The sequence below is a fragment of the Corynebacterium sp. CTNIH16 genome (assembly GCF_032821655.1).
In the GTDB taxonomy this organism is placed as follows: domain Bacteria; phylum Actinomycetota; class Actinomycetes; order Mycobacteriales; family Mycobacteriaceae; genus Corynebacterium; species Corynebacterium marquesiae.
This window is the reverse complement of record NZ_JAVBIG010000008.1, coordinates 86,783-107,806: the sequence shown is the minus strand read 5'-3', so window position 1 is coordinate 107,806 and position 21,024 is coordinate 86,783. Positions and strand designations below refer to the sequence as shown.

The 21,024-nt window shown below is 56.4% G+C and carries 15 protein-coding genes; all 15 read left to right on the top strand.

The genetic code is table 11. The features are described 5' to 3' along the window. The first annotated feature begins 589 nt into the window (after positions 1–589). The gene (locus RAE04_RS08505) at positions 590–6,502 is read left to right on the top strand and encodes a DUF5979 domain-containing protein (RefSeq protein ID WP_317027082.1); all 5,913 of its coding nucleotides are present in this window, start codon (positions 590–592) and stop codon (positions 6,500–6,502) included. Between the two features lie 446 nt (positions 6,503–6,948). Beyond that, positions 6,949–8,445 (top strand): SpaH/EbpB family LPXTG-anchored major pilin, encoded by a 1,497-nt coding sequence (locus RAE04_RS08500; protein WP_317027081.1) that lies wholly within the window; start codon positions 6,949–6,951, stop codon positions 8,443–8,445. 116 nt (positions 8,446–8,561) lie between these two features. Next, positions 8,562–10,010 carry a hypothetical protein gene (locus RAE04_RS08495; protein ID WP_317027080.1) on the top strand — a complete coding sequence of 483 codons (1,449 nt, stop codon included), beginning with the start codon at positions 8,562–8,564 and terminating at the stop codon, positions 10,008–10,010. A 2-nt stretch (positions 10,011–10,012) separates the two neighbouring features. Further along, positions 10,013–10,957, top strand: coding sequence for a class C sortase (locus tag RAE04_RS08490; RefSeq protein ID WP_317027079.1), 945 nt, complete (start codon positions 10,013–10,015; stop codon positions 10,955–10,957). Between the two features lie 84 nt (positions 10,958–11,041). Further along, complete coding sequence (obgE, locus tag RAE04_RS08485) at positions 11,042–12,574, top strand: GTPase ObgE (protein ID WP_317027078.1); 1,533 nt, start codon at positions 11,042–11,044, stop codon at positions 12,572–12,574. Between the two features lie 59 nt (positions 12,575–12,633). Further along, entirely contained in the window at positions 12,634–13,866 is a 1,233-nt protein-coding gene (gene proB / locus RAE04_RS08480; RefSeq protein WP_317027077.1) for a glutamate 5-kinase, read from the top strand. A 33-nt stretch (positions 13,867–13,899) separates the two neighbouring features. After that, complete coding sequence (locus tag RAE04_RS08475) at positions 13,900–14,829, top strand: D-isomer specific 2-hydroxyacid dehydrogenase family protein (protein WP_317027076.1); 930 nt, start codon at positions 13,900–13,902, stop codon at positions 14,827–14,829. After that, positions 14,829–15,734: a D-isomer specific 2-hydroxyacid dehydrogenase family protein gene (locus RAE04_RS08470; protein ID WP_317027075.1), complete on the top strand. Its 906-nt coding sequence runs from the start codon at positions 14,829–14,831 to the stop codon at positions 15,732–15,734. The genes RAE04_RS08475 and RAE04_RS08470 overlap by 1 nt, the downstream gene beginning before the upstream one ends. 133 nt (positions 15,735–15,867) lie before the next feature. After that, on the top strand, positions 15,868–16,035 hold the full coding sequence (locus RAE04_RS08465; protein ID WP_317027074.1) for a hypothetical protein: 168 nt from the start codon (positions 15,868–15,870) through the stop codon (positions 16,033–16,035). A gap of 96 nt (positions 16,036–16,131) precedes the next feature. Further along, on the top strand, positions 16,132–17,400 hold the full coding sequence (locus tag RAE04_RS08460; RefSeq protein WP_317027073.1) for a glutamate-5-semialdehyde dehydrogenase: 1,269 nt from the start codon (positions 16,132–16,134) through the stop codon (positions 17,398–17,400). Between the two features lie 23 nt (positions 17,401–17,423). After that, positions 17,424–18,041, top strand: coding sequence for a nicotinate-nucleotide adenylyltransferase (gene nadD, locus RAE04_RS08455; RefSeq protein ID WP_308572882.1), 618 nt, complete (start codon positions 17,424–17,426; stop codon positions 18,039–18,041). 146 nt (positions 18,042–18,187) lie between these two features. Next, the gene (rsfS, locus tag RAE04_RS08450) at positions 18,188–18,631 is read left to right on the top strand and encodes a ribosome silencing factor (RefSeq protein ID WP_179387589.1); all 444 of its coding nucleotides are present in this window, start codon (positions 18,188–18,190) and stop codon (positions 18,629–18,631) included. Positions 18,632–18,637: 6 nt separating this feature from the next. Continuing rightward, positions 18,638–19,336, top strand: coding sequence for a histidine phosphatase family protein (locus tag RAE04_RS08445; RefSeq protein WP_317027072.1), 699 nt, complete (start codon positions 18,638–18,640; stop codon positions 19,334–19,336). After that, positions 19,336–20,211 (top strand): DegV family protein, encoded by an 876-nt coding sequence (locus RAE04_RS08440; protein ID WP_308572884.1) that lies wholly within the window; start codon positions 19,336–19,338, stop codon positions 20,209–20,211. Before RAE04_RS08445 ends, RAE04_RS08440 begins: the two co-directional genes overlap by 1 nt. Positions 20,212–20,310: 99 nt before the next feature. Beyond that, positions 20,311–21,009: a ComEA family DNA-binding protein gene (locus RAE04_RS08435; protein ID WP_317027071.1), complete on the top strand. Its 699-nt coding sequence runs from the start codon at positions 20,311–20,313 to the stop codon at positions 21,007–21,009. The last annotated feature ends 15 nt before the right edge of the window (positions 21,010–21,024 follow it).

Genomic DNA, 21,024 nt, shown 5'->3' with positions numbered 1-21,024 from the left:
CCACACCGAGGATTTCCCGTCGGGGGCTAGATATATGCTTCCGGAGCATATACTTTCCGGAAACCTACAGGTCAATCCGTGAAAATCCGCGATTCCGGACACACTTTTTGACCCTTAACCCACAGACCGCTCCCTTCTCACGTCGGCTTTGGGGGGGAGGACAATTAAGCTGCCTCACCGATGCAGAGCTTTAGGAATCTAGTAGGCATCACCCAGGTGACACTGTGCTGCATATGCGAATAGCAAGGAATGCGGTGGTTTCAGGGTAATTGAGCTATTGAAATAGCTATGGCGCAATTTCGCTCAGAATGCTTCAAGTTTTGCTTCTCAAGAACCGACTTGCATGCAGAGCCATTCGTCCAACTCGCCAGTGATGGAGCACTTGAAGGAATAGATTCTATGGGGCAATAAATTCCTGGATATTAGCTTGACGGGAACCCAAAATTTTCTCCATTTATCCTTGTCACGCGGTTGGAAAGGTTTAATTTACCGAGTAACATACTTTGGGAATAGCGCTGAGATTGTGTGTTTATGAGGTAAACAGATCATATTGTTTCGGCGGTTTTGTAACCGGAAGGATTACGCAAGTATGGCTTTTTCTGCCAATAGCCAGCATCGTTTCCATAGTCCGCTCGCCGTGCGGTTGATGGCCTGTGTAACGATCCTTTTAGTCGGGCTCGCACTCCTAGTAGCGCCTCACAATGAGCCTCAGGCTGAGGCCGCTACTACCTCGACGACCACTGGCTCGCCATTTGGGGACTGCGCCTTCCGAAAGGGAACCGGCGTAACCGAGCCATGGGCGAGCCAAATTTGTTGGTTGGATGTTAGCAACATGACCACGCCTGGTCACAAGACCAGAAAGATTGGCGACTACACCATTGAATTTGATCTCTCGATTGATGCTAAAGACTCGGCGACCAAATATACTGCGGAACCCAATCCTTCGTGGAACCTAGCCGTCTTTGGCAAGCCTGGTTTCTTTGAAAAAGGAAGTGAAAATCTCAAGGACGTCCTGCAAATGACGGGCGGCAACAATAGCTTCACTAGGTTCACGTTGGATAACATAGTGGTCAAACGAGGGGAAAGCTCTGCTCCCGTGTCGAATTATCGGTTCGCAGTCGCCGATGCGGAAGCAACCGGTGCGGGCGGTCCCGGTGAAATGATCAGCGTGGACGGAGGACAAGTAAGCGCACCCACCGAGCTTAAATCAGGAGCCGGTGAGAAACGTGCCTGTGAACTCAAGTTTGGTGCGGATAATGAGCCTGTGGATAATCGGTGGGGTCCAATGGCCGATGGAAGGAGTCGCGGTTTTGTCTGCCATTCAAAGCAAACCGGCAGTCACGCTTCCTGGATCGTTGGAGTGGATAAACCGCAAAAAATGGAAATCAGCATGGGCTCTTATAGCAGCGGTACCCAAGCCGTCGCTATGGGCGTGGCATTGAGCCGAATCAATTTCGGTTCCGCCAAGGATTTCGCCCAAGTAGAATCCACTACCGAGGAAAAGCTGAGCGGTCAAACCCGAACTGCTAGCTATACTCCGTTCCTACGTGACGGGAATGCGGATACCGATTTGCCGGCACCAGAAAATGGTTATACCACCGCGATGCGCAGGTTGGACACGACGGGTACTGCGCAGGACCGGATTGGCTTTCGGTCGCAGACTAATCCAACGGACAAGGCATTCGATCGGTATGACCCTGTATGGACCTGTACGCTTAATTCCTCCGAGGCCACTAGCGAGACCAAGGTAATTAAAGGGGGCAGCGTTCCTGATGGATACTCTCTTGAAAAAGATACCGCGAGTGGAACGTCTCGGCTGCTGTTGCCTTCAAGCGAAACAAGACAACCTAATTGTAGCGTTGTATGGAGGTCAAAATTTAAGCCCGCTTCTTTAACCTTGGGCAAGAACGTAGAAGGTTCAGCTGCGAACTTTAGTGACGTGCAGCTACAAAAATTTACGCTGCATTATAAGTGCACTGCACCTGCTGGGTTCACGACTGCATACCCAGACATCAAGCTGGAAGATGACGTACAGCTCGAGCGTGGTACAAACACCGTAATCGACCGATTGCCTCAGGGCTCTAGTTGTACTGTAACTGAGAAGTTGACGGATGGTGGTCAACCCGGTGCAGGGATCGATTTCAGCCTGTCTTGGAATGGGCAACAGGCCACAGGAAATATTGATAGCCCTGTAAAGGTCGATCTTAGCCCCGCAGCAGGAGACACCAGTGGTGTTGTTGCGGGGTCAGCAAAAGCCTTAAATAAGTATGACTATCAAAAAGCTTCGCTGAAACTGAGCAAGCACATTCTGGGAAAGCCTGTCAGCGACGGGAAGGTAGGGGGAACCTACCGATTCGGCGTGCGGTGTGAGGGCACAAATTTGGGGCAACGAGAAGTCTCCTTTGATCTGACTAAATCCAACCCCACCAACGCAGTGACGATTCCGGATCTTCCAGTGGGGCGTGACTGCGTCTTAACCCCGTTGACTGACCTCACTGAGCAGCAACGCCAAACGATCAAACTGGATAAGCGCGACGGTTCCCTAAACGGCCAGCACCTTGATCCTGATGGAAACAATGGCTTTCACTTCACCTTGGATAAGCAAGGTGAAACAAAGGAACTACATTTCGAAACTAGCTATTCCTATTTAACTTCGCCTCTAGTTATCCGCAAAGAGATAACAGGTTTGGCCGCGGGTACCGACGGGCTAAAGGCTTTAAACTTTGATATTAATTATCGTTGCTCTTCTGAGGGACAAACCGTAAGTGAGGGTAGTACTACAATCACCGCAGAGGACGGCGAAAAGAGCGTCGGCGAAGTACGAATCGGTGCAGATTGTCTAGTCTGGGAAAATGAACCAGGAGATACCACCTCTACGCACTTTCAAGGTGCTAAGGTTCGCGCCTCGGATGCTAGCGACAAGGTAACGGAACTGGATAATTCCGACGCAAAATCTCAAAAAATAACCACTATTCGCAAGGTTTCTGGCTCAGACCGCAACCTTGTGACGGTTTCAAACATCTACGATCCAAAACTGGGAACCGTGGACCTGCATAAAGTTATAGATTCACAGGTCGAGGGTGTGCTACCCGATTCCTATACTTTTACGTATCGATGTGGAACCCGAAACATTGCGGGAGATAACGGTAAGGTTCTGCCTGTTGAGCTAAGCGGTAAAGTAGTCGTGCCAGGTGATGGAACGATGCGGTTGGAATCTGATGATCCTAGCCTTGCCTCGAAGCTAAATAGCCAAGATGGAAAGTTGGGCGTTCCCTACGGCAATGACTGCACCTTCACTGAAGAGACACCAAATGTTGCTGGTGGAATTATCTTCAGCACAGATGTTGATAGCGCAAAGACAACGGTCAACGCCGAGAACAATCCCGCAACGGTAACCAATAAATTCACCGCTGCCGGAAAAGGCCTTACGGTTTCCTTGCGTACCGGCGGGCGGAGCACTCTTGCGCCTGAATCGTTGTCGTATTCATTGCGTTGTGACAATGGCTATACCACCAATTTTGACCTTAATTCCGGCGATCAGGTAGTCATTCCTGCCCAGAAAGTTCCGAAGGGCACTAATTGCTCGCTAAAAGAGTCTGGTAACTCAAATAAACGAACCTCTGAAAGTGGCAACGAATATCCGATTCGCAATGATTCAGAATACTTGTACGCCGCAGACGATAATGAAGGTAACGATATTGGCGACGGGGCACAGTTCACTATTGGTGACCAATCAACCATGGATGTGCATCATCACTATGACTTCATCCAAGCTTCGGTTGAGGACTCCAAGCAGGTGGAGTTTAACGACCCTGATTCCTTGATCTCTGATGCACGCCGCAAAATTAAGTCGGAGCGTGTCTTCCCTGTCGAACTGAAATGTACTAACCCAGATGGCTCCGCAGGCATTGACGTCACAACGACCGTTCAACAAGGACGGCCAAGCGAACCTATTCAGGTCAACGTGGGCTCTGACTGTACTGCCTCAGAGGGAGAAACAACCACAGCGGTGGGCATCACCCTGGATAAGTCGATTAACGTCAATGGAACCCCCACAGAAGGAGGAACGGCGAAGTTTACCGTAGGCAATTCCGACAGTGTCGACGTAACCTTTGTAAATACCTATTCCCGTCGAACCACGTATATTGAGCTCAGCAAAAAGGCAATTTTGCCGAGCGATAGCATTCGTGATCAGTACAAGAATGCCAATAAGGATCTGCAGGATGCGCTTTATGATCACCATTTTGATTTAGTATGCCGTGATCCGGAAACGGGAGACGAGGCAGTACTGCAGAGCCAAAGCGGATCCATTAAGGGCGAAGGCAAGACTACCTTCACCGGTGTCCCGGTGGGTGCGGATTGCCAAATTACTGGTGACCACTTTGGCTCCCTAAAGCTGACCATGAACGATGGCAGCGATGATCTAAATGCGTACTTACGGCCCGCGTATATTGACTGGGTGGTGGATAGGCAAGGTGGAAACGCTTACCCAGATCAGAAGCTGGATAATGAAAAGACAACCTCGCCAGCATTCCTTACTGTGGATGAACCGAATGACAATAAGATTCGTCTCGACAACCACTATGAGTACGAAACCTCAAAGGTAAAGATCAGTAAGGATCTAGTAGGCAAAGATGGCAACCTGAAGGAAATTCCGGAGGATTATCCTTTCAATTTCACTATGCAGTGCAAGGCCATTGGCTATCAGACAAATAATATTGGTGAGACCTCTTTTATTCCAGAGAAGCTGCGTCCGCAGTCGAGTTATATCTTGCCGTCGACGTTGAAGAAATCGGAATTTGACGGCACTGGTTCAAACGGTGATGAGTCCATATTGTCCTTCGCTTCGGACGAAGCTATCGTGCCTGCTGGTTCGTACTGCAGGTTCGCTGAAGAAGAGAGCTCTAGCACTCCGCAGACTTTGCGGATTACACCAGACGAGCGAACCGTGACTGCGTATGCGCCAGCCCCAGACACAAGTGACGCTCAGGACCTGCATTTTGTCAATCGCGTTGAGCGACGGACTGCTCCTGTGAAACTAGTCTTGAGTAACTTTGGTTACCTGGTGGGCGCCGATTCCCAAGGATATGAAGCTAATGTTGTGTGCAAGGATCCCGCAGACTCGGCAGCCTCCCAACAATTCCCACTAGCTTCTGTTGCTGCAACAGAGCTTTCCCAATCGGACCAGGCCCCAGCAAATGGCCAAACTATGGACCTGCCAGTGGGCGTTGACTGTGAACTGGAGCTCAGCGGTCCAGCACTACAACCCCGCGGCGAACTTGAGGTGACGAACGGCGAACGAACCCCGTTGACGCAGTACACCAAATGGTCGCAAGGCGAGCGTGAGGGTGCACGAGGATTGCTTTCGGATATTTCTACCGAAGACGTATCTGCCGAAAACAAGAACCTCAAGTACTCTTTCGCTACGGCTGGAAATCTGCCTTCGGATCAGACGGAGCTAGTAATCGGTGTGGATATTTACCACCCTAGGGCTCATTATGATGCCACCTTTACCAAGACTGCAGATGGGGCCGTGGGCAAGGATGCTACTTTCCGGTTCGAGCACTCGTGTAGCGATCCAGCGTTGAGCGATTCTTCGCAGAGCAATGCATTCACGCTTAAGGCAGGACAAAGTTATACGATTAAAAACATTCCGGTGAACAGCCCTTGCACCGTTAATGAAATAGATGACGGTGTGAAGAACAATGATTCGATTTTCCATATTTCGCAGCATGGCGATTTGGTAGAAGCAGATACTGAACATTCTGCGGCTATTCCTAGCAACCCCAAGGAAAATGGTTCTGAGCCGATTCGACCAGTATCGTTCACGGTTCGGCCGGTGGCAGACGGGAAAGATACTTCCCGCTCTGGTGACCGTTGGACGCTGACCGCCGATAATAAATTCGCGGGCATAAGCGTCACGAAGTCGATTGAGGGCACGCCTTTGGGCAACCTAACCGGCGATCTCTTTGGAACCACCTTGTTGCCTGCTGAGGCCGAGAAGATGAGTATGTCTTACGAGGTAGCCAATGATGGCGCGTATGATCTGTCCGACTTCCGAATCCAAGATGCTTCTCTTGCAGGACTAACCCTGGTTAAGGACGGCACATCGGTAGAAGTAGGCGAAGACGGAGTCGTTCCGTCGAGCGTATGCGCACCGCCACAGTCCCTGGCTAGGGGAGAATCTTTCACTTGCTCCTTCGACGTTGTAATCCCAGCAGACAAGGACGAGACCTATCGCTATCCGGATTCAGGCCAGCCTGAAGTTAAGGTGACCGCGCAGGCCTCTGAGGACGGACATCAGTTCACTACCTCAGCTAGTGATTCTCACGGAGCGCTTCGACCTTCTGGGCTCATCGGAGGTCTATTGCCTGAAACCGGAATGCAGACTTTGGTGTGGGTACTGGTACTTGGGCTGATCCTCTTAGGCTTCGGCTTGTGGCGCTATCTACGTCGTCCAGATGAAGATGGCGAAGAAGATCGTCCAACCGTTCAAGATTAAAGCGCCGCGCACTGTTCCTGCTCCTTGAAATTAAAGAGGCGGGAACAGTGGGACAGGGTCCGCAGAGAATGCGCAGCGCTTTGCGGTATATGAACGGCTAGAGCGCGTGTTTTATAGCCGCGAGATTTCGCGGCGATTAGAGCCGAATTTCGGTTAATAGCAGTCCTATTTAAGGAGGATTAGTTTGCAAGAAAACTAAGATATGACCCAAAACTTTGCCGGCGGGAGGAGCTTCGCAATAAGTATCTCCATGGGTAGTAGCGCCCGTGCGAGGATCTGGAATTAGTATTTGTTAGATACTATTTTGCGATGCTTGGATTTAATGGTTCTTCCGCTTGTGCTGGGGTTATGTATTCACATATACTCTGTTCAGAATTTCCTTCACTCAACTCTGTCGGCTCATTTGGAAAAGTCGAAATGGGTATTAACGAGAGGACAACCCTTATATGTCTCGTATTGTTTCCAAGACTTTCACTATTGCACTCGCCGCCGGATTGGCCGCTGCTAGCCCTGCGGCATTTGCTGCACCTGGCGACACCACAACCGCTGCCGCTCCTTCTGCTTCGGCCCGTCAAACCATTGATGCCAAAGCAACGGGTTCCCTTACGCTTGACAAGCGTAGCGGTGAAGTAGGCTCCGAGGACAAGCTCAAGGGCATGAAGTTCCAGATCGAGAAAGTTCAAATGGACAATACTCTCGATACCGCTGCAGGCTGGAAGGAAGCCGGGGATAAAGTCGCTGCAGGTCCTAGTGCCGCAACTATTGACTCTGGATTTCAGGCTAAGGAGCTGACCACCGATGGAAGCGGCACCGCTAAGTTTGATGGTCTTCCAGTAGGCCTGTACAAGGTTACTGAGCTTCCAGTAGCAGGCTCCAAGTACACCGTTGGTTCGCCGTTCTTGGTCACTATTCCTATGACCCAAGAAGACGGATCTATTAACTACAATCCGACTGTATCGCCAAAGAACCAGCTCATTCAGCCAAAGAAGACTTCCACTAATAACAATGCCAACGTGGGAGATAATATTGGCTACACCATCACCGCACCGGTTCCCGCTGGTGACGTCGATAAGAGTGGTGCGCGTACCCTGCCTAAGCTGCAGGTGACGGATGATCTGTCCGAATACCTCGATTATGCAAGCACCGCAGACCAAGTTTCCGTTGCAGTCAAGGGTGTCGATCTTGTTCGTGGCGATGACTACACCGTACAGATTTCTGGTAAGAACCTGACCGTCGATTTCACGGAATCGGGACTTCAAAAGCTGGCGCAGGCGCGAGCTGATCACCCAGACTTGGCAGTGGAAATTAAATTCGATGCAAAAGTTGTAAAGATTCCGGCCAACGGTCAGATCACCAACACCGCTGTTGAGCATATCAACGGAAATGACATCAACACCTCGCCGACAGATAAAACAGATGGCCCGACGGTCACCCACTACAACGATGTTTCCATTACTAAGAACCTGAATGGTAATCCCACCGAGGACGATAAAAATGGTGAGGGTGCTGAATTCCAGGTCTTTGAATGTACCGAACAAAGTGGAAAGTGGACGGTAGCTGATGGTGCTGCCCCGATTAAGGGTGCCAACGCTGAAGGTACAGCTGCTGCGGACGCCACCCTTAAGGCTGTAGGTGCCGATAAGACCAAGGCAGCGGTAGCAGACGGCTACTTCCTGCAATTTGATCCGGAAAAGGACTACTGTGCGGTTGAGACTAAGGCGCCGGCAGGCTACCTGGTGAACCCGGATCCACAGCACCTGACAGCTTCGCAGGACAAACGTGATGAGCGTGTCATCTTTACCGCCACCGTGGATGACGTGAAAGATAATATTTGGGGCAAGCTCCCAGCCACCGGTATGCGCACTATGTTGATTATCCTGGGACTTGGTGCCCTACTGTTCATCGGTGGTGCTGCTTATCAGCTGAAGCGTCGCAACGCTTAGTCTGCGAGTATTGCCTATTCCGGCGCGGCCTAGGGCCGGCGTCGGAATAGTTTTTGAGCAGCAAGGGCTCGTGGCTATGCGTGCCCTTAACGCCCTGTTGAAGGAAGGTCTTGACAGTGGGTGAACGACAACCACGGCCGCGCTTATTACGCGCGGGAGTTGTTGCGGCTAGCCTCTTAACGGGCTTGGCGGCGCAACCATTGGTAGCGCCATCTTTCGATACAGGAGAAACTGCGGTAGCAGCTGCTCAAACGTTGAACGGCCGGGCCAGCGACGTGCACGTCGATCTCACTGAGTCAGTGGGGGCCGAGTGGTTCGGGAAAATTGGAGATAGAAAACTGGTGCTTTCGCGCATCAATGGCGTGGGCACTAAGGATCTTCCGGCCCTGGATGTTCCCCGGTTGCTCAAAGACAGCCCGGAGGACTTCGTCCGCATAGATGAGGCTTTGACTGCCGATGGCAAGGCCACTTTCCGCGGTGTTAAGCCCGGGATCTATTTGATTGACATCGCAGATAACCCAGGATCCCAAGATCCGAGCGTGTCCTATTCTCCCTTTGTCATAGCTATTACTGGCGATGGTGAAGAGCATCGGGTGGAATTGAAGGCACAAGTCCTCAACGTCAGTATTATCCCGCGGACATCGTGTTTAGTTCCTGGTGAGCATTATGCGGTCGCCCCTGGTGGTGTGGTGAAATACGAGATTTCTGCTGCTACCCCGAATACGAGCACGGATGGGTCGATTGGCCATTATCGGCTCACCACAGAGTTATCGGACATGCATGAGGCACAGGAAGGTGACACGGACTCGGTTCAGCCAAAACCAGCTCCCTTCGTTGAAGTCGAGTCCGTACGTCTTGTAGGTGCAGGGGAAGTTCTCGAGCTTGATGTGAAGAGCTACACCGTGGAAAAGAAAAAAGGCAGCGTCACTATTGAACTTAAAAAGGAAGCTCTAGATAAGCTGGCGCAGCTTCGTGAATTAGACCCTAATACCGCAGTTAAGGTCACGCTTCGTTCACGGGCTAGGCAAGATGCTACGGGAGAGCTGCGTGCAACAACTACATTAGCCACGGACGGCATGGATGCACAGCGCAGTGAGGTAGAGGTGTCGGCAAGCACCAACGTTCCTATCTATAAATTTGAATCGTGTTTTCCACCCTCTGAGTCAAGCACCACCACTTCAAAACCCACTCCGGCGGTAACGCAGCATACGGAGCCGGAGCCTTCTGCCTCGGCACCTTCCACGTCGCGACCTGCCGCTGAACCTGCAGAACCAGGCTCCTCTCAGCCGCGCCCGGATAGGCCAAGTGATATTCCAGGTTTCCCCACGCCTCCAGATGAAGATGGGCACAAAGGGCCGTTGACGCCCCAAGAAGGCGATCCCGAAACTAGTGATGAATCTGGAGAACACGGCGGTATTGTAGGCAGCCTCGCTTCCACGGGTGCTTCCATTATTGGCGTGACAGTTCTAGCAGTGCTGTTGATCCTCGTAGGTATCATTTTATTGATCCGGCGCCGAGATGACGAGGAAGATTCAGCCACACCAACCGAAAAGGACGAGGGTTAATTGTGACAGCAAGCGCGAAAGATAGGCCGGCCTCGACGCAAAAGAAGCGCAAGAAGGGCAATGCAGTGTCTATCATCGCGCTGCTTCTGGGGGCTTTGCTGCTGTTGTACCCAGTGGTATCGACACTGGCAAACCATAATAAGCTGATGCGCCAAACAGAAGCCTATAGTGGAAAGGTCGCTGATTTAAGCCAAGACGAAAAGGAGCGGCAGCTACAACGGGCCCACGAATACAATGACCGTCTTTTGGCAGAGGGGCCACACGCGCGGCCACCGGTGAACACAGAGCCCGGGATGGAAGACTATATGTCGCAGCTGAATGTGGATGGGCCCCAGGGAATGATTGCCCGCATTCGTATTCCGTCGATTGATGTGGATTTGCCGGTGTTCCATACCACCGCGCCAAAGGTGTTGTATCAGGGTGCTGGCCACATGTTTGGGTCAACCTTGCCGGTGGGTGGGGATGGGACCAATGCGGTGCTGTCGGCGCATACCGGCATGGTCAATGCATCTATGTTTGACCGTTTGCCCACCCTTAAAGAAGGCGATGATATCTTCATCGACGTAATGGGGGAGCGTTTACGGTACAAAATGACCAGCCGGGAAGTAGTTAAACCCGATGATTATGAAGCCGTTACCTATGAACCAGGGCACGATAAAATCACGCTCATTACGTGTACCCCATATGGGCTTAATACCGATAGGTTATTGGTTCATGCGGAGCGCTATCCATTGGATCCCGGGAATCCGGAGCCATCGCCCGCCGGGTTCGGTTGGTCATGGTGGATGATTGCCGTCGTCCTCATCATTTTACTTACTCTGTTTCTCATTTTGTGGAAGAACCGACGCCGGCGAAAGAAGCGAAAAGAGCGGGAAGAACAAGAAGCCGCACAGGAGCACCAGTCTGCGGGTGAAGATGCTGAAGGCGGATCGGGGGCTGGGCACTAAGCCTCGCTGGCCGCCGTTTTAGTTTGAATTTAGAAGGTAACTGATAGACTTCAGATCCCACGATATTTCGAGGAGAAGGCGAACATGGCACGTTTTATTGACCGCGTCGTCCTGCACCTGCAAGCAGGCGATGGTGGACACGGCTGTGCGTCCGTCCACCGCGAAAAGTTTAAGCCCTTGGGCGGACCTGATGGCGGCAATGGCGGCCACGGTGGCGACATCATCCTCGAGGTATCTGAGCAAATCCATACGCTTATGGATTTCCACTACCGCCCGCATATTAAGGCCCAACGCGGCGGCAATGGTGCCGGCGATATGCGCAACGGCGCCCGCGGAGAGGATTTGATTCTCGAGGTTCCCGCGGGCACTGTGGTGCGCACGGAAAAAGGGGAGACCCTTGCGGATCTCACCATCCCGGGCACTCGCTTCGTTGCCGCGGAAGGCGGTTATGGCGGACTGGGCAATGCCGCGCTGGCCTCCAAGAATCGCAAAGCACCAGGCTTTGCCCTCCAGGGGGAGCCGGGCCAAGCCCATGATCTCATTCTGGAACTGAAGTCTATGGCAGATGTCGGACTGGTGGGCTTTCCCTCGGCAGGTAAGTCTTCGCTGATTTCGGTGCTTTCGGCAGCCAAGCCAAAGATCGGCGATTATCCGTTTACCACCTTGCAACCGAATCTCGGCGTGGTGGATATGGGGGATAGTTCCTTTACCATCGCAGACGTGCCAGGCCTTATCCCCGGCGCAGCCGATGGCAAGGGCTTGGGCCTGGATTTCCTGCGCCACATCGAGCGCACCGCGGTGCTTGCTCACGTGGTCGACACAGCTTCCATCGAACCGGGCCGTGATCCGGAATCCGATATCGAAGCGCTGGAAAACGAGCTGGCTAAGTATCAGGAAGCTCTCCAGGAGGACACCGGTCTTGGCGATCTTCGCGAGCGCCCACGCATTATTATTCTCAATAAAGCGGATGTCCCAGAAGCGGAGGAGCTGGCGGAGTTCGTCAAGGATGACCTCAAGGAGAAATTCGGCTGGCCCGTTTTCATTATTTCCGCGGCGGCACGTAAAGGCCTGGATCCGCTGAAGTATAAGCTCATGGAGATGGTGACGGAGCACTATAATGCGCAGCCGAGGCCAAAGCGCGATCCGAAGCACACCATCATTCATCCGAAGGCACAGGCGCATAAGAAGAATACTGGTTCCTTCGCTGATTTCACCATCATGCGTGATCCGGAAGTCGAGGGCGGCTTCATCGTAGAGGGCAAGAAGATTGATCGCTGGATTACCCAGACTGACTTTGAAAATGATGAGGCAGTGGGCTTCTTGGCGGACCGCTTGGCCAAAGCGGGCGTGGAGGATGAGCTGCGCGAGCAGGGTGCAGTAGAAGGTTGCCCGGTAACCATCGGTGGCATTACCTTTGAGTGGGAGCCGATGACCGGTGGTGATCCGACAATGGCTAGCCGCGGCGAGGATGCTCGCCTTAAAGGAACCACCCGTGCTTCTGCAGCGGAGCGCAAGCGTGCCTCCCAGGCGCGCCGTGGTCTTATCGATGAATACGATTACGGCACCGATGAAGAGGTCACTCGCGAGGGCGCTAACCGCGATAGGTGGCAGGGCTAGTCCCAGATCCCCCTATTCTTGGGGTGTGCTGGAGGGTGGGCTTTGTAAACTCGGTTGGCATGTCTTCTGATGAACAGAAAGAGTCCATCCTTCCACTTCCGGTAGAGCCTTTTGCTGGACCTACCGCTGATACCCCTTTCCCGGAACCGCTCGATGAAAATCCGGTGGCGTCCGGTTTTGAATCGGATCTCCGCCGCGACATCGCGCAGGCAAAGCGCGTGGTGGTCAAGATTGGTTCCTCTTCTCTCACGGATGAAAATTTCCGTGTTTCCCAGGAAAAGATTGATCACATCGTTGATGCCGTCCATGCGCGCATGGGCCGCTCCGATGTCATCATTGTCTCTTCCGGTGCGGTTGCCGCAGGTATGGGCCCGCTCGGCCTGCACCAGCGCCCCACCGATTTGGCTACTAAGCAGGCCTCCGCGTCCGTCGGCCAGGTGCACTTGGCCTCTGTGTGGGGCCAGTCCTTTGCACGCTATAAGCGCACCATCGGCCAGGTCCTCCTCACCGCCTCCGATACGGGGCACCGCGATCGCGCCCGCAACGCCCAGCGCACCATTGATCGCCTGCGCCAGCTGCGCACCATCCCCATCGTGAACGAGAACGATGCGGTGGCGACGTCGGAAATGCACTTTGGTGATAACGATCGCCTTTCCGCGCTGGTGGCCAACCTGGTGGGCGCGGACGCGCTCTTCCTATTTTCTGACGTGCCCGGTTTGTACGATAAGAACCCCGCCGAGCCGGATGCCAAGTTCATCGATGAGGTGCGCACCGGCAAGGACTTGAAGGGCGTTGTGGCTGGTGATGGCGGCAAGGTTGGCACCGGCGGCATGGCCACCAAGGTTTCCGCGGCCCGCCTGGCTACCCGCGGCGGCATTCCAGTGCTGCTGACCTCCACGGATAATATCGGCCCCGCGCTTGCCGACGCCTCTGTGGGCACCGTCTTCCACACCCGCGAGGAACGCCAGCTGTCCGCCTGGAAGTTCTGGGCACTCTACTGCGCCGATACTGGCGGAGCCGTCCGCCTCGACGAGGGTGCCAAGGAGGCCGTCACCAAGGGCGGCACCTCGCTGCTCGCTGTCGGCATTACCGACGTGCAGGGTGAGTTCAATAAGGGAGAAATTATCGATATCCTGGGCCCGAATGGTGAGGTTATCGGCCGCGGCGAAGTCCGCTTTGACTCCGAGGAGCTCCACGTCATCAAGGGCAAGAAGATGGAAGACCTGCCCGAGGACCAGCGCCGTTCCGTTGTCCACGCGGACTACCTTTCCAACTTCGCCTCGCGTATTTAAACCTAGGTCCGAGATTCCCCGTATGGTTGGGGCATGAAATATTTCATGGGACCGGAAACCTGGCAGCCGATGGTAGAAGACATCGAGGCTGCCGGGCACCAACGCGTTGAGCGCATTGAAGAGGCCGAGGTTTATATCAATAATGCTCCGAACCCGCGCCGCATCCCCAAGATGCCGGAGAATATTGGCTGGGTGCAGCATTGTTTTACCGGCGTAAACCAGCTCATCGATGCCGCCGTCATTACCCCAGGCGGCATACCATGGTGCAACGCCGCCGGTGCCTTTGCCCAGCCAGTGGCCGAGTCCGCACTCGGGTTGGCCCTTTCCCAGGCGCACCACCACAAGGCCTTCGCCCAAGCCGCTACCTGGTCGGTGGCCAAGGAATTGGATGAATCCCAGGCCTGGCTCTATGACCAGCAAGGGCCGAAGAGGGTAGCGATCTTTGGCGCTGGGGGCATCGGCAAGCAGCTCATTAAGCTCCTGCAGCCCTTTGGCGTGCACATTACTGCCGTCAATCGCTCTGGTCGCGCGGTGGAAGGCGCCGATGAGGTCGTACCCATGGACCAAGCTGAAAGCGTATGGGGTGAGGCGGATTTCATTTTCTGCATTCTGCCGGCCACCAAGGACACCGAGGGACTTATAGATGCCGCCACCTTCCGCGCCATGAAACCCTCCGCCATCTTCATCAACGTCGGCCGTGGCAGCACCGTGGTAACCGAGGATCTCGTGGCGGCCCTGCGCGATGGTGAGATCGCCGGCGCCGGGCTGGAAGTTATGGATCCCGAGCCGCTGCCTGATGGTCACCCGCTTTATGGCCTGCCCAATTGCACCATGACGCCGCACATGGCCGCCTCCGCACACGTGGCGCAGTACCACCTGGGCGCTATCTTCAACGCCAATGCCGCGGCGTGGGAGAGGGGAGAGGCCATGCCCACCCGCGTGGATGCGGAGGCTGGCTACTAATGAAGTACGCGATGTTGCCCACCCCGTGGGAGGAAACCCTGCAGGCACTCGATGCTGCCGGCCACGAGCGTGCCCCGCTGGAGGAGGCCGAGGTGCTCATCTTCAACGGTGGCCCGGATGATTTCCCGCAGCCCCTGCCGCCGAACGTGGGCTTGGTGCAGGTCCCCTTCGCTGGGGTGGACCATCTGCTCGGCGTCATGCGCGATACCACCGCCCGCTGGTCCAATGCGGCCGGGTTATATGACGCCACCGTGGCTGAATCCACCATTGCACTTCTACTCGCGCAGTTGCATGCGCATAAGCGCGTGGGGACGAGCTGGGATAACCGCGATGAGGTGGAAGCCCATACCAGCTTCCTTTTTGAGGATAAGACGGTTGCGGTGGTGGGTGCTGGGGGCATCGGAAAGCGGCTAATTCACATGCTGGAAGGCTTTGGCCCGCGCATCATTGCAGTCAATCGCTCCGGTACCCCAGTGGAAGGTGCCGATGAAACCTTCGCCACCACCGATATTGAGCGCGTGTGGCCCGCCGCCGACTATTTTGTGGCACTTGCGCCGCTCACGGACCAGACACACCAGCTTTTCGATGCTGCTGCCTTCCGCGCCATGCCCGACCATGCAGTGGTAATTAACGTCGGCCGCGGTCCGCTTGTGGACACCGAGGCCCTTGTTGACGCTCTTCGCTCCGGCCAGATCGCCGGCGCCGGCCTAGATGTCACCGCCCCCGAGCCCTTGCCTGATGGGCACCCGCTGTGGGACATGCCTAACGTGGTCATCACTCCGCACTTGGCCAACCCACCATATTCGGTGCGCCGGCGCATTGGCTCGCATACAGTACAGGCCATGGAGCGCTTTGCCGCAGGTGAGGCAATCCCCACGGAAGTAGATATTGAAGCTGGCTACTGATGGATAGCCCCGGTAACCGCGCTGACGATGGCCAGCTCAACCCGACCGCGGCTGAGGTTGCGGATATGAGGGAGCGTCGGAAGAAAGTGAAGACGGTCGATTATGCTGCCTGGCAGCCACCATTGTTTCCGTTGTGCTCGGCTATTTCTTCTTCCACTGGACCTATTTCTGGGTTATCCCGATCATCTGTTTTGTATGCTCGGCCGGAGCCCGCCACGTTTATAATTTGAGCTATTTTGAGGAGGAATACCTCATGTTCGAGCGGAAGGACGAGAAGCGCCGCCGCCGTGCATCCGATTAGCGCCGCCGCGAGCTCGGCTAATAAGTAGGCCACCGTGCGAGTGCTTGCTGCCCAACCGGCTGAAATGCGCGCGGCCTTTCGTTAAGCTGGTATGGCATGAGCAACACTGAACGCGAAGAAGTTCTGTCCAAAGCCCGTGCTGCCAAGGACGTAGCGCCCGTCGTAGCGCAGCTGTCCACGCCGCGCAAGAATGAGATCTTGCAGCGCGCAGCCGAAAACCTCATTGCCCACACCGAAGATATTCTCGCCGCCAATAAGCAGGATATCGACGCCGGCCGCGAACGCGGCATGTCCGAGTCTCTTATTGACCGCCTGTCCCTCGACGCCGCGCGCGTCGAAGGCATTGCCGGTGGCCTGCGCCAGGTAGCCGGCCTGCAGGACCCAGTAGGGGAGATCCTGCAGGGCCGCACCATGGACAACGGCATTCAGATGAAGCAGGTGCGCGTTCCGCTCGGCGTGATGGGCATGGTCTATGAGGCCCGCCCGAACGTCACCGTGGACGCCTTTGGCCTGGCTATTAAGTCCGGCAACGTGCCGCTGCTGCGCGGCTCTAAATCCGCCCGCAACTCCAATGCCAAGCTGGTAGAAATCCTGCAGGATACCCTCGCCGAGTTTGACCTTCCGCGCGAGGCCGTGCAGCTTCTGCCGTGCGAGACCCACGATTCCGTCCAGGACCTCATCACCGCTCGCGGCCTGGTGGACCTGGTCATTCCGCGCGGTGGCGCCAAGCTTATTGAGGCCGTCGTCACCGGTGCCACCGTCCCAGCAATTGAGACCGGCACCGGCAACTGCCACTTCTACGTGGACGCCTCTGCGGACCTGAACAAGGCCATCGACATGGTTATCAACGGCAAGACCCGCCGCACCTCCGTGTGCAACTCCACGGAGTGCGTGCTTATCGACGCCGCCTTGGACGACTCCGCCAAGCTCCGCATCATCACCGCGCTGCAGGAGGCGGGCGTGACCATCCACGGCGACGTCTCCGAGCTCGAGGCTTTCGGCGTCAAGGATGCCGTACAGGCCACCGATGAGGACTGGCGCGAAGAGTCGCTGTCCATGGATATCTGCGCCAAGGTGGTCGACGGCGTCGACGGTGCCATTGCCCACATCGCCGAATTCACCACTGGCCACACCGAGGCCATCGCCGCGCAGGATGCCGACGTCCTAGTGAAGTTCGGCAACGAGGTAGATGCCGCTGCGGTCATGCTCAACGCCTCTACCGCCTTTACCGATGGTGAGGTTTACGGTATGGGTGCGGAAATCGGCATTTCCACCCAAAAGCTGCACGCCCGCGGCCCAATGGCGCTGCCGGAGCTCACCTCTTCTAAGTGGATCCTGCAGGGTACCGGACAGACCCGCCCCTAGTGGTGCGGCTATAATCACCACCCATGACTAGCCCACAGCGCATCGGCATCATGGGTGGCACCTTTGATCCCATCCACAATGGCCACTTGGTAGCGGCCAGCGAGGCCGCCCACCGCTTTGCCCTCGATACCGTCGTCTTTGTTCCCACCGGCCAGCCGTGGCAAAAGTCCCACCGCGAGGTCACGGCGGCCGAGCACCGCTACTTGATGACGATGGTGGCCACGGCCTCCAATCCGCGATTTACCGTCTCGCGCGTAGATATTGACCGCGAGGGGCCCACCTATACCATCGATACGCTGCGCGACCTGCGCGAACTCTTCCCAGAAGCGGAGTTCTACTTCATCACCGGGGCCGACTCGCTGGCCTCCATCATGAGCTGGCATAACTGGGAAGAGATGCTGGAGATGGCGCACTTTGTGGGCGTGACCCGCCCCGGCTATGAATTAAGCGCCGATATGCTACCTGCCGATGCGCAAGAGGCTATCGATCTCATCGATATTCCCGCCATGGCCATCTCCTCCACGGCGTGCCGCGAACGCGCCGGGCAGGGGCAGCCCGTGTGGTACCTCGTTCCGGATGGGGTGGTGCAGTACATCACCAAGAACAATCTCTATGGGCCTAACCCAGATAAGCCCCTGTAGAAACTTCCGCGGCCTTCCCCAGATTTTGGGCACGGGCCTGCTAAACGTGCAAGAATAGACTCTCAATAGAGATAGTTCATACCGAATATACTCAGACGCGAAAAGGGAATTTTTACACATTGTCTACTTCTGATCTCGCCCGCCGCATGGCAGAAACCGCGGCCCACGCCGCGCAAGAAAAGCTGGCCACCAATATCGCGGCCATTGATGTCTCCGATGTCCTCGCTATTACCGAGGTCTTCGTGCTCGCATCTGCAGATAACGAGCGTCAGGTCGGCTCCATCGTGGATGAAGTCGAAGACGAAATGACCAAGCAGGGCTTCGAACCGCAGCGCCGCGAAGGCAATCGCGAGAACCGTTGGGTGCTGCTGGATTACGGCAATATCGTCGTCCACGTTCAGCGCAATGACCAGCGCGAGTTCTACGGCTTGGACCGCCTGTACCACGATTGCCCAGCACTGGAGATCGAGGGCATCGAGGCCCCAGAGCGCCCGGGTGAATGGACCAATGGCGTCAACCCGCGCGAAGTTGATTCCATCGACGAGCTCCCACTGGCCGATAAGGTCCCTGGTGAGGACGAGGAGCTTTAAACTCGCATGAGCCGCCGCCTGATCCTGATCCGCCACGGACAAACTACCTATAACGCCACCGGCCGCATGCAGGGCCACTTGGACACTGAGCTGTCCGAGCTGGGCTATGAGCAGGCCCGCGCGGCCGCGCGCCTGCTGCAGGATCAGGGCGTGTCTAAAATCGTCGCCTCCGATCTACTCCGCGCGCGCGAAACTGCGCGCGTGGTCGCCGAGGCCCTCGGCATGGATTTCACCACGGATGCCCGCCTGCGCGAGACGCACCTAGGCCAGTGGCAGGGCAGAACCTCCGCCGAGGTAGATACCGAGTTCCCCGGCGCGCGCGCCATCTGGCGCCACGACCCCACTTGGGCCCCGCCGCAGGGCGAATCCCGCGTGGACGTGGCCGAGCGTGCCCGGCCTGTCGTCGATGAGCTCATGGCAGACTTCGCTGGCTGGGACCAAGGCCCCGTCCTCATCGTGGCCCATGGCGGCGCTATCTCGGCGCTGACCTGCCACCTGCTGGGCCTTGACCACGCGCAGTACGGAATCCTTTCCGGATTGAAAAATACCCACTGGTCACAGCTGACCGCTCGCCCTGATTTCAACCCGGACACGCCGCTGTCTTCGCTGGAGTTCACCCCAGATAATGTGGGCAGCGCCCAGTGGTATTTCGACGGCTGGAATATGGGCGGAGAGGTCACCGGTGACGGCGGGGCGGATATCTAGTGGCCGTTCGCGTCATTACGGATTCCTCCGCGGGCCTGCCGCCAGAGCTGGCGGAGCAGCTATCCATCACGGTCATTGACCTCCACCTCATGGAAAGCCACGGCAAAGATGGCCTGGAGCGCTCCACCTCGGGCTTGAGCGCGCTAGAGCTGGCCGCCGCCTACGGCCGCGAAATGGAGCGCGCCCAGGATGAGGGAGTGGTGGCCATTCACCTGTCCAAAGAGCTATCTTCCACTTATGCCGCTGCGGTATCGGCCTCCGGCGTCTTTCCGCACACGGTGCGGGTGATTGACTCCGGTTCGGCCGGCATGGCCATGGGTGCGGCCGCGATGTCCGCGGCTAAGCTCGCCTCCCGGGGCGCCAGCTTGGACGAGTGCTACGCCGCGGCCATAGATACACTCAAGCGTGCGGCTACCTGGGTTTACCTGCATTCCACGGAGGATCTGCGCCGATCCGGCCGCCTTTCCCCGGCCACGGCTGTGCTGTCTACGGCGTTGTTGGCTACTAAGCCGATTATGTCGATTACCCGTGGCAAGCTGGAGCTGGTGGGCAAGACCCGCACCCAGACCAAGGCTTTTACCAAGCTGGTGGACCTCATCGCCTCCCGCGCGGACGGTGAGCCGGCCTTTGTCGCCATCCAGCACAACCAGGCCGAAGACGCGGCCGCCAAGTTGGAGGCGCTCCTTGCAGTGGCGCTGCCGCAGGGTTCGTCCTTTATTTGCACTCCGCTTAACGACGTCCTCTCTGTCCACGCCGGCCCCTCCGCCATCGGCGTCTCCGCCGTGTTTAGCTCCGAGCCGCCCGCGGAACCTGTGCATTCTCACACACGTGGTCGACCCCGCGCCTTCCCGCCACGCCGATCTGTGGATAACTAGACCCAACGCGCCGGGTTAGTTGACGCCCACAACAAGTTATCCACAGCCCACCTTCGCTCGACCTACCACTTGTTTGCGCCCGCGCTTAGTCTCAGCGCCATGGCGGCACCCAAGATCAGCGAACGACTCCGCGAATTTACCCAACCCACCGGCGAGGAAGAGCTCCTCGCCGTCGATTACCCGCGCCCGCGACTGCGCATCAGCCCCTGGCAGGCCTGCGCAGTGGCGGTCATTCTCGTTATCGGCGTGGTGGTCTGGCTCGGCATCAATGCGCGCTCCGAAGAATCCTCCGGCATGCCCGAGCCTGCGGCTATGAGCCCAGGCGTGGCCCCGAGCGACGAACCCAGTGAAATCATCGTTTCGGTCATCGGCGAGGTGGCTGAGCCCGGACTGAAAACGCTCGAGCCCGGCGCGCGCGTGGCCGATGCCCTCGACGCCGCCCAGCCGCTACCCGGCGCCGAGACCCTGGCTCTCAACCACGCTCAGCGGCTTTCCGACGGCCAACAGCTCCACATCCTGCCCTCCGGCGCCGCCCCACCTCCCGCATCCGGCGAGCCCGCCCCAGCCGGCGGCAACTCTAGCGGCCCCGGCGGTGGCGCTAGCGGCAGCGGCGTGAGCCTCAATAGCGCCACCGCCGAGGAGCTGACGGAGCTCAAGGGCGTTGGTGAGGTTACTGCGCAAGCCATCGTGGCCTACCGCGAAGAGCACGGCGGCTTCAAGGACGTAGAAGAGCTCCTCGAGGTCTCTGGCATCGGACCGGCGAAGCTGGCACAGCTTAAAGACCAGGTCCAGCTTTAACCCGAGCTCGAGCGT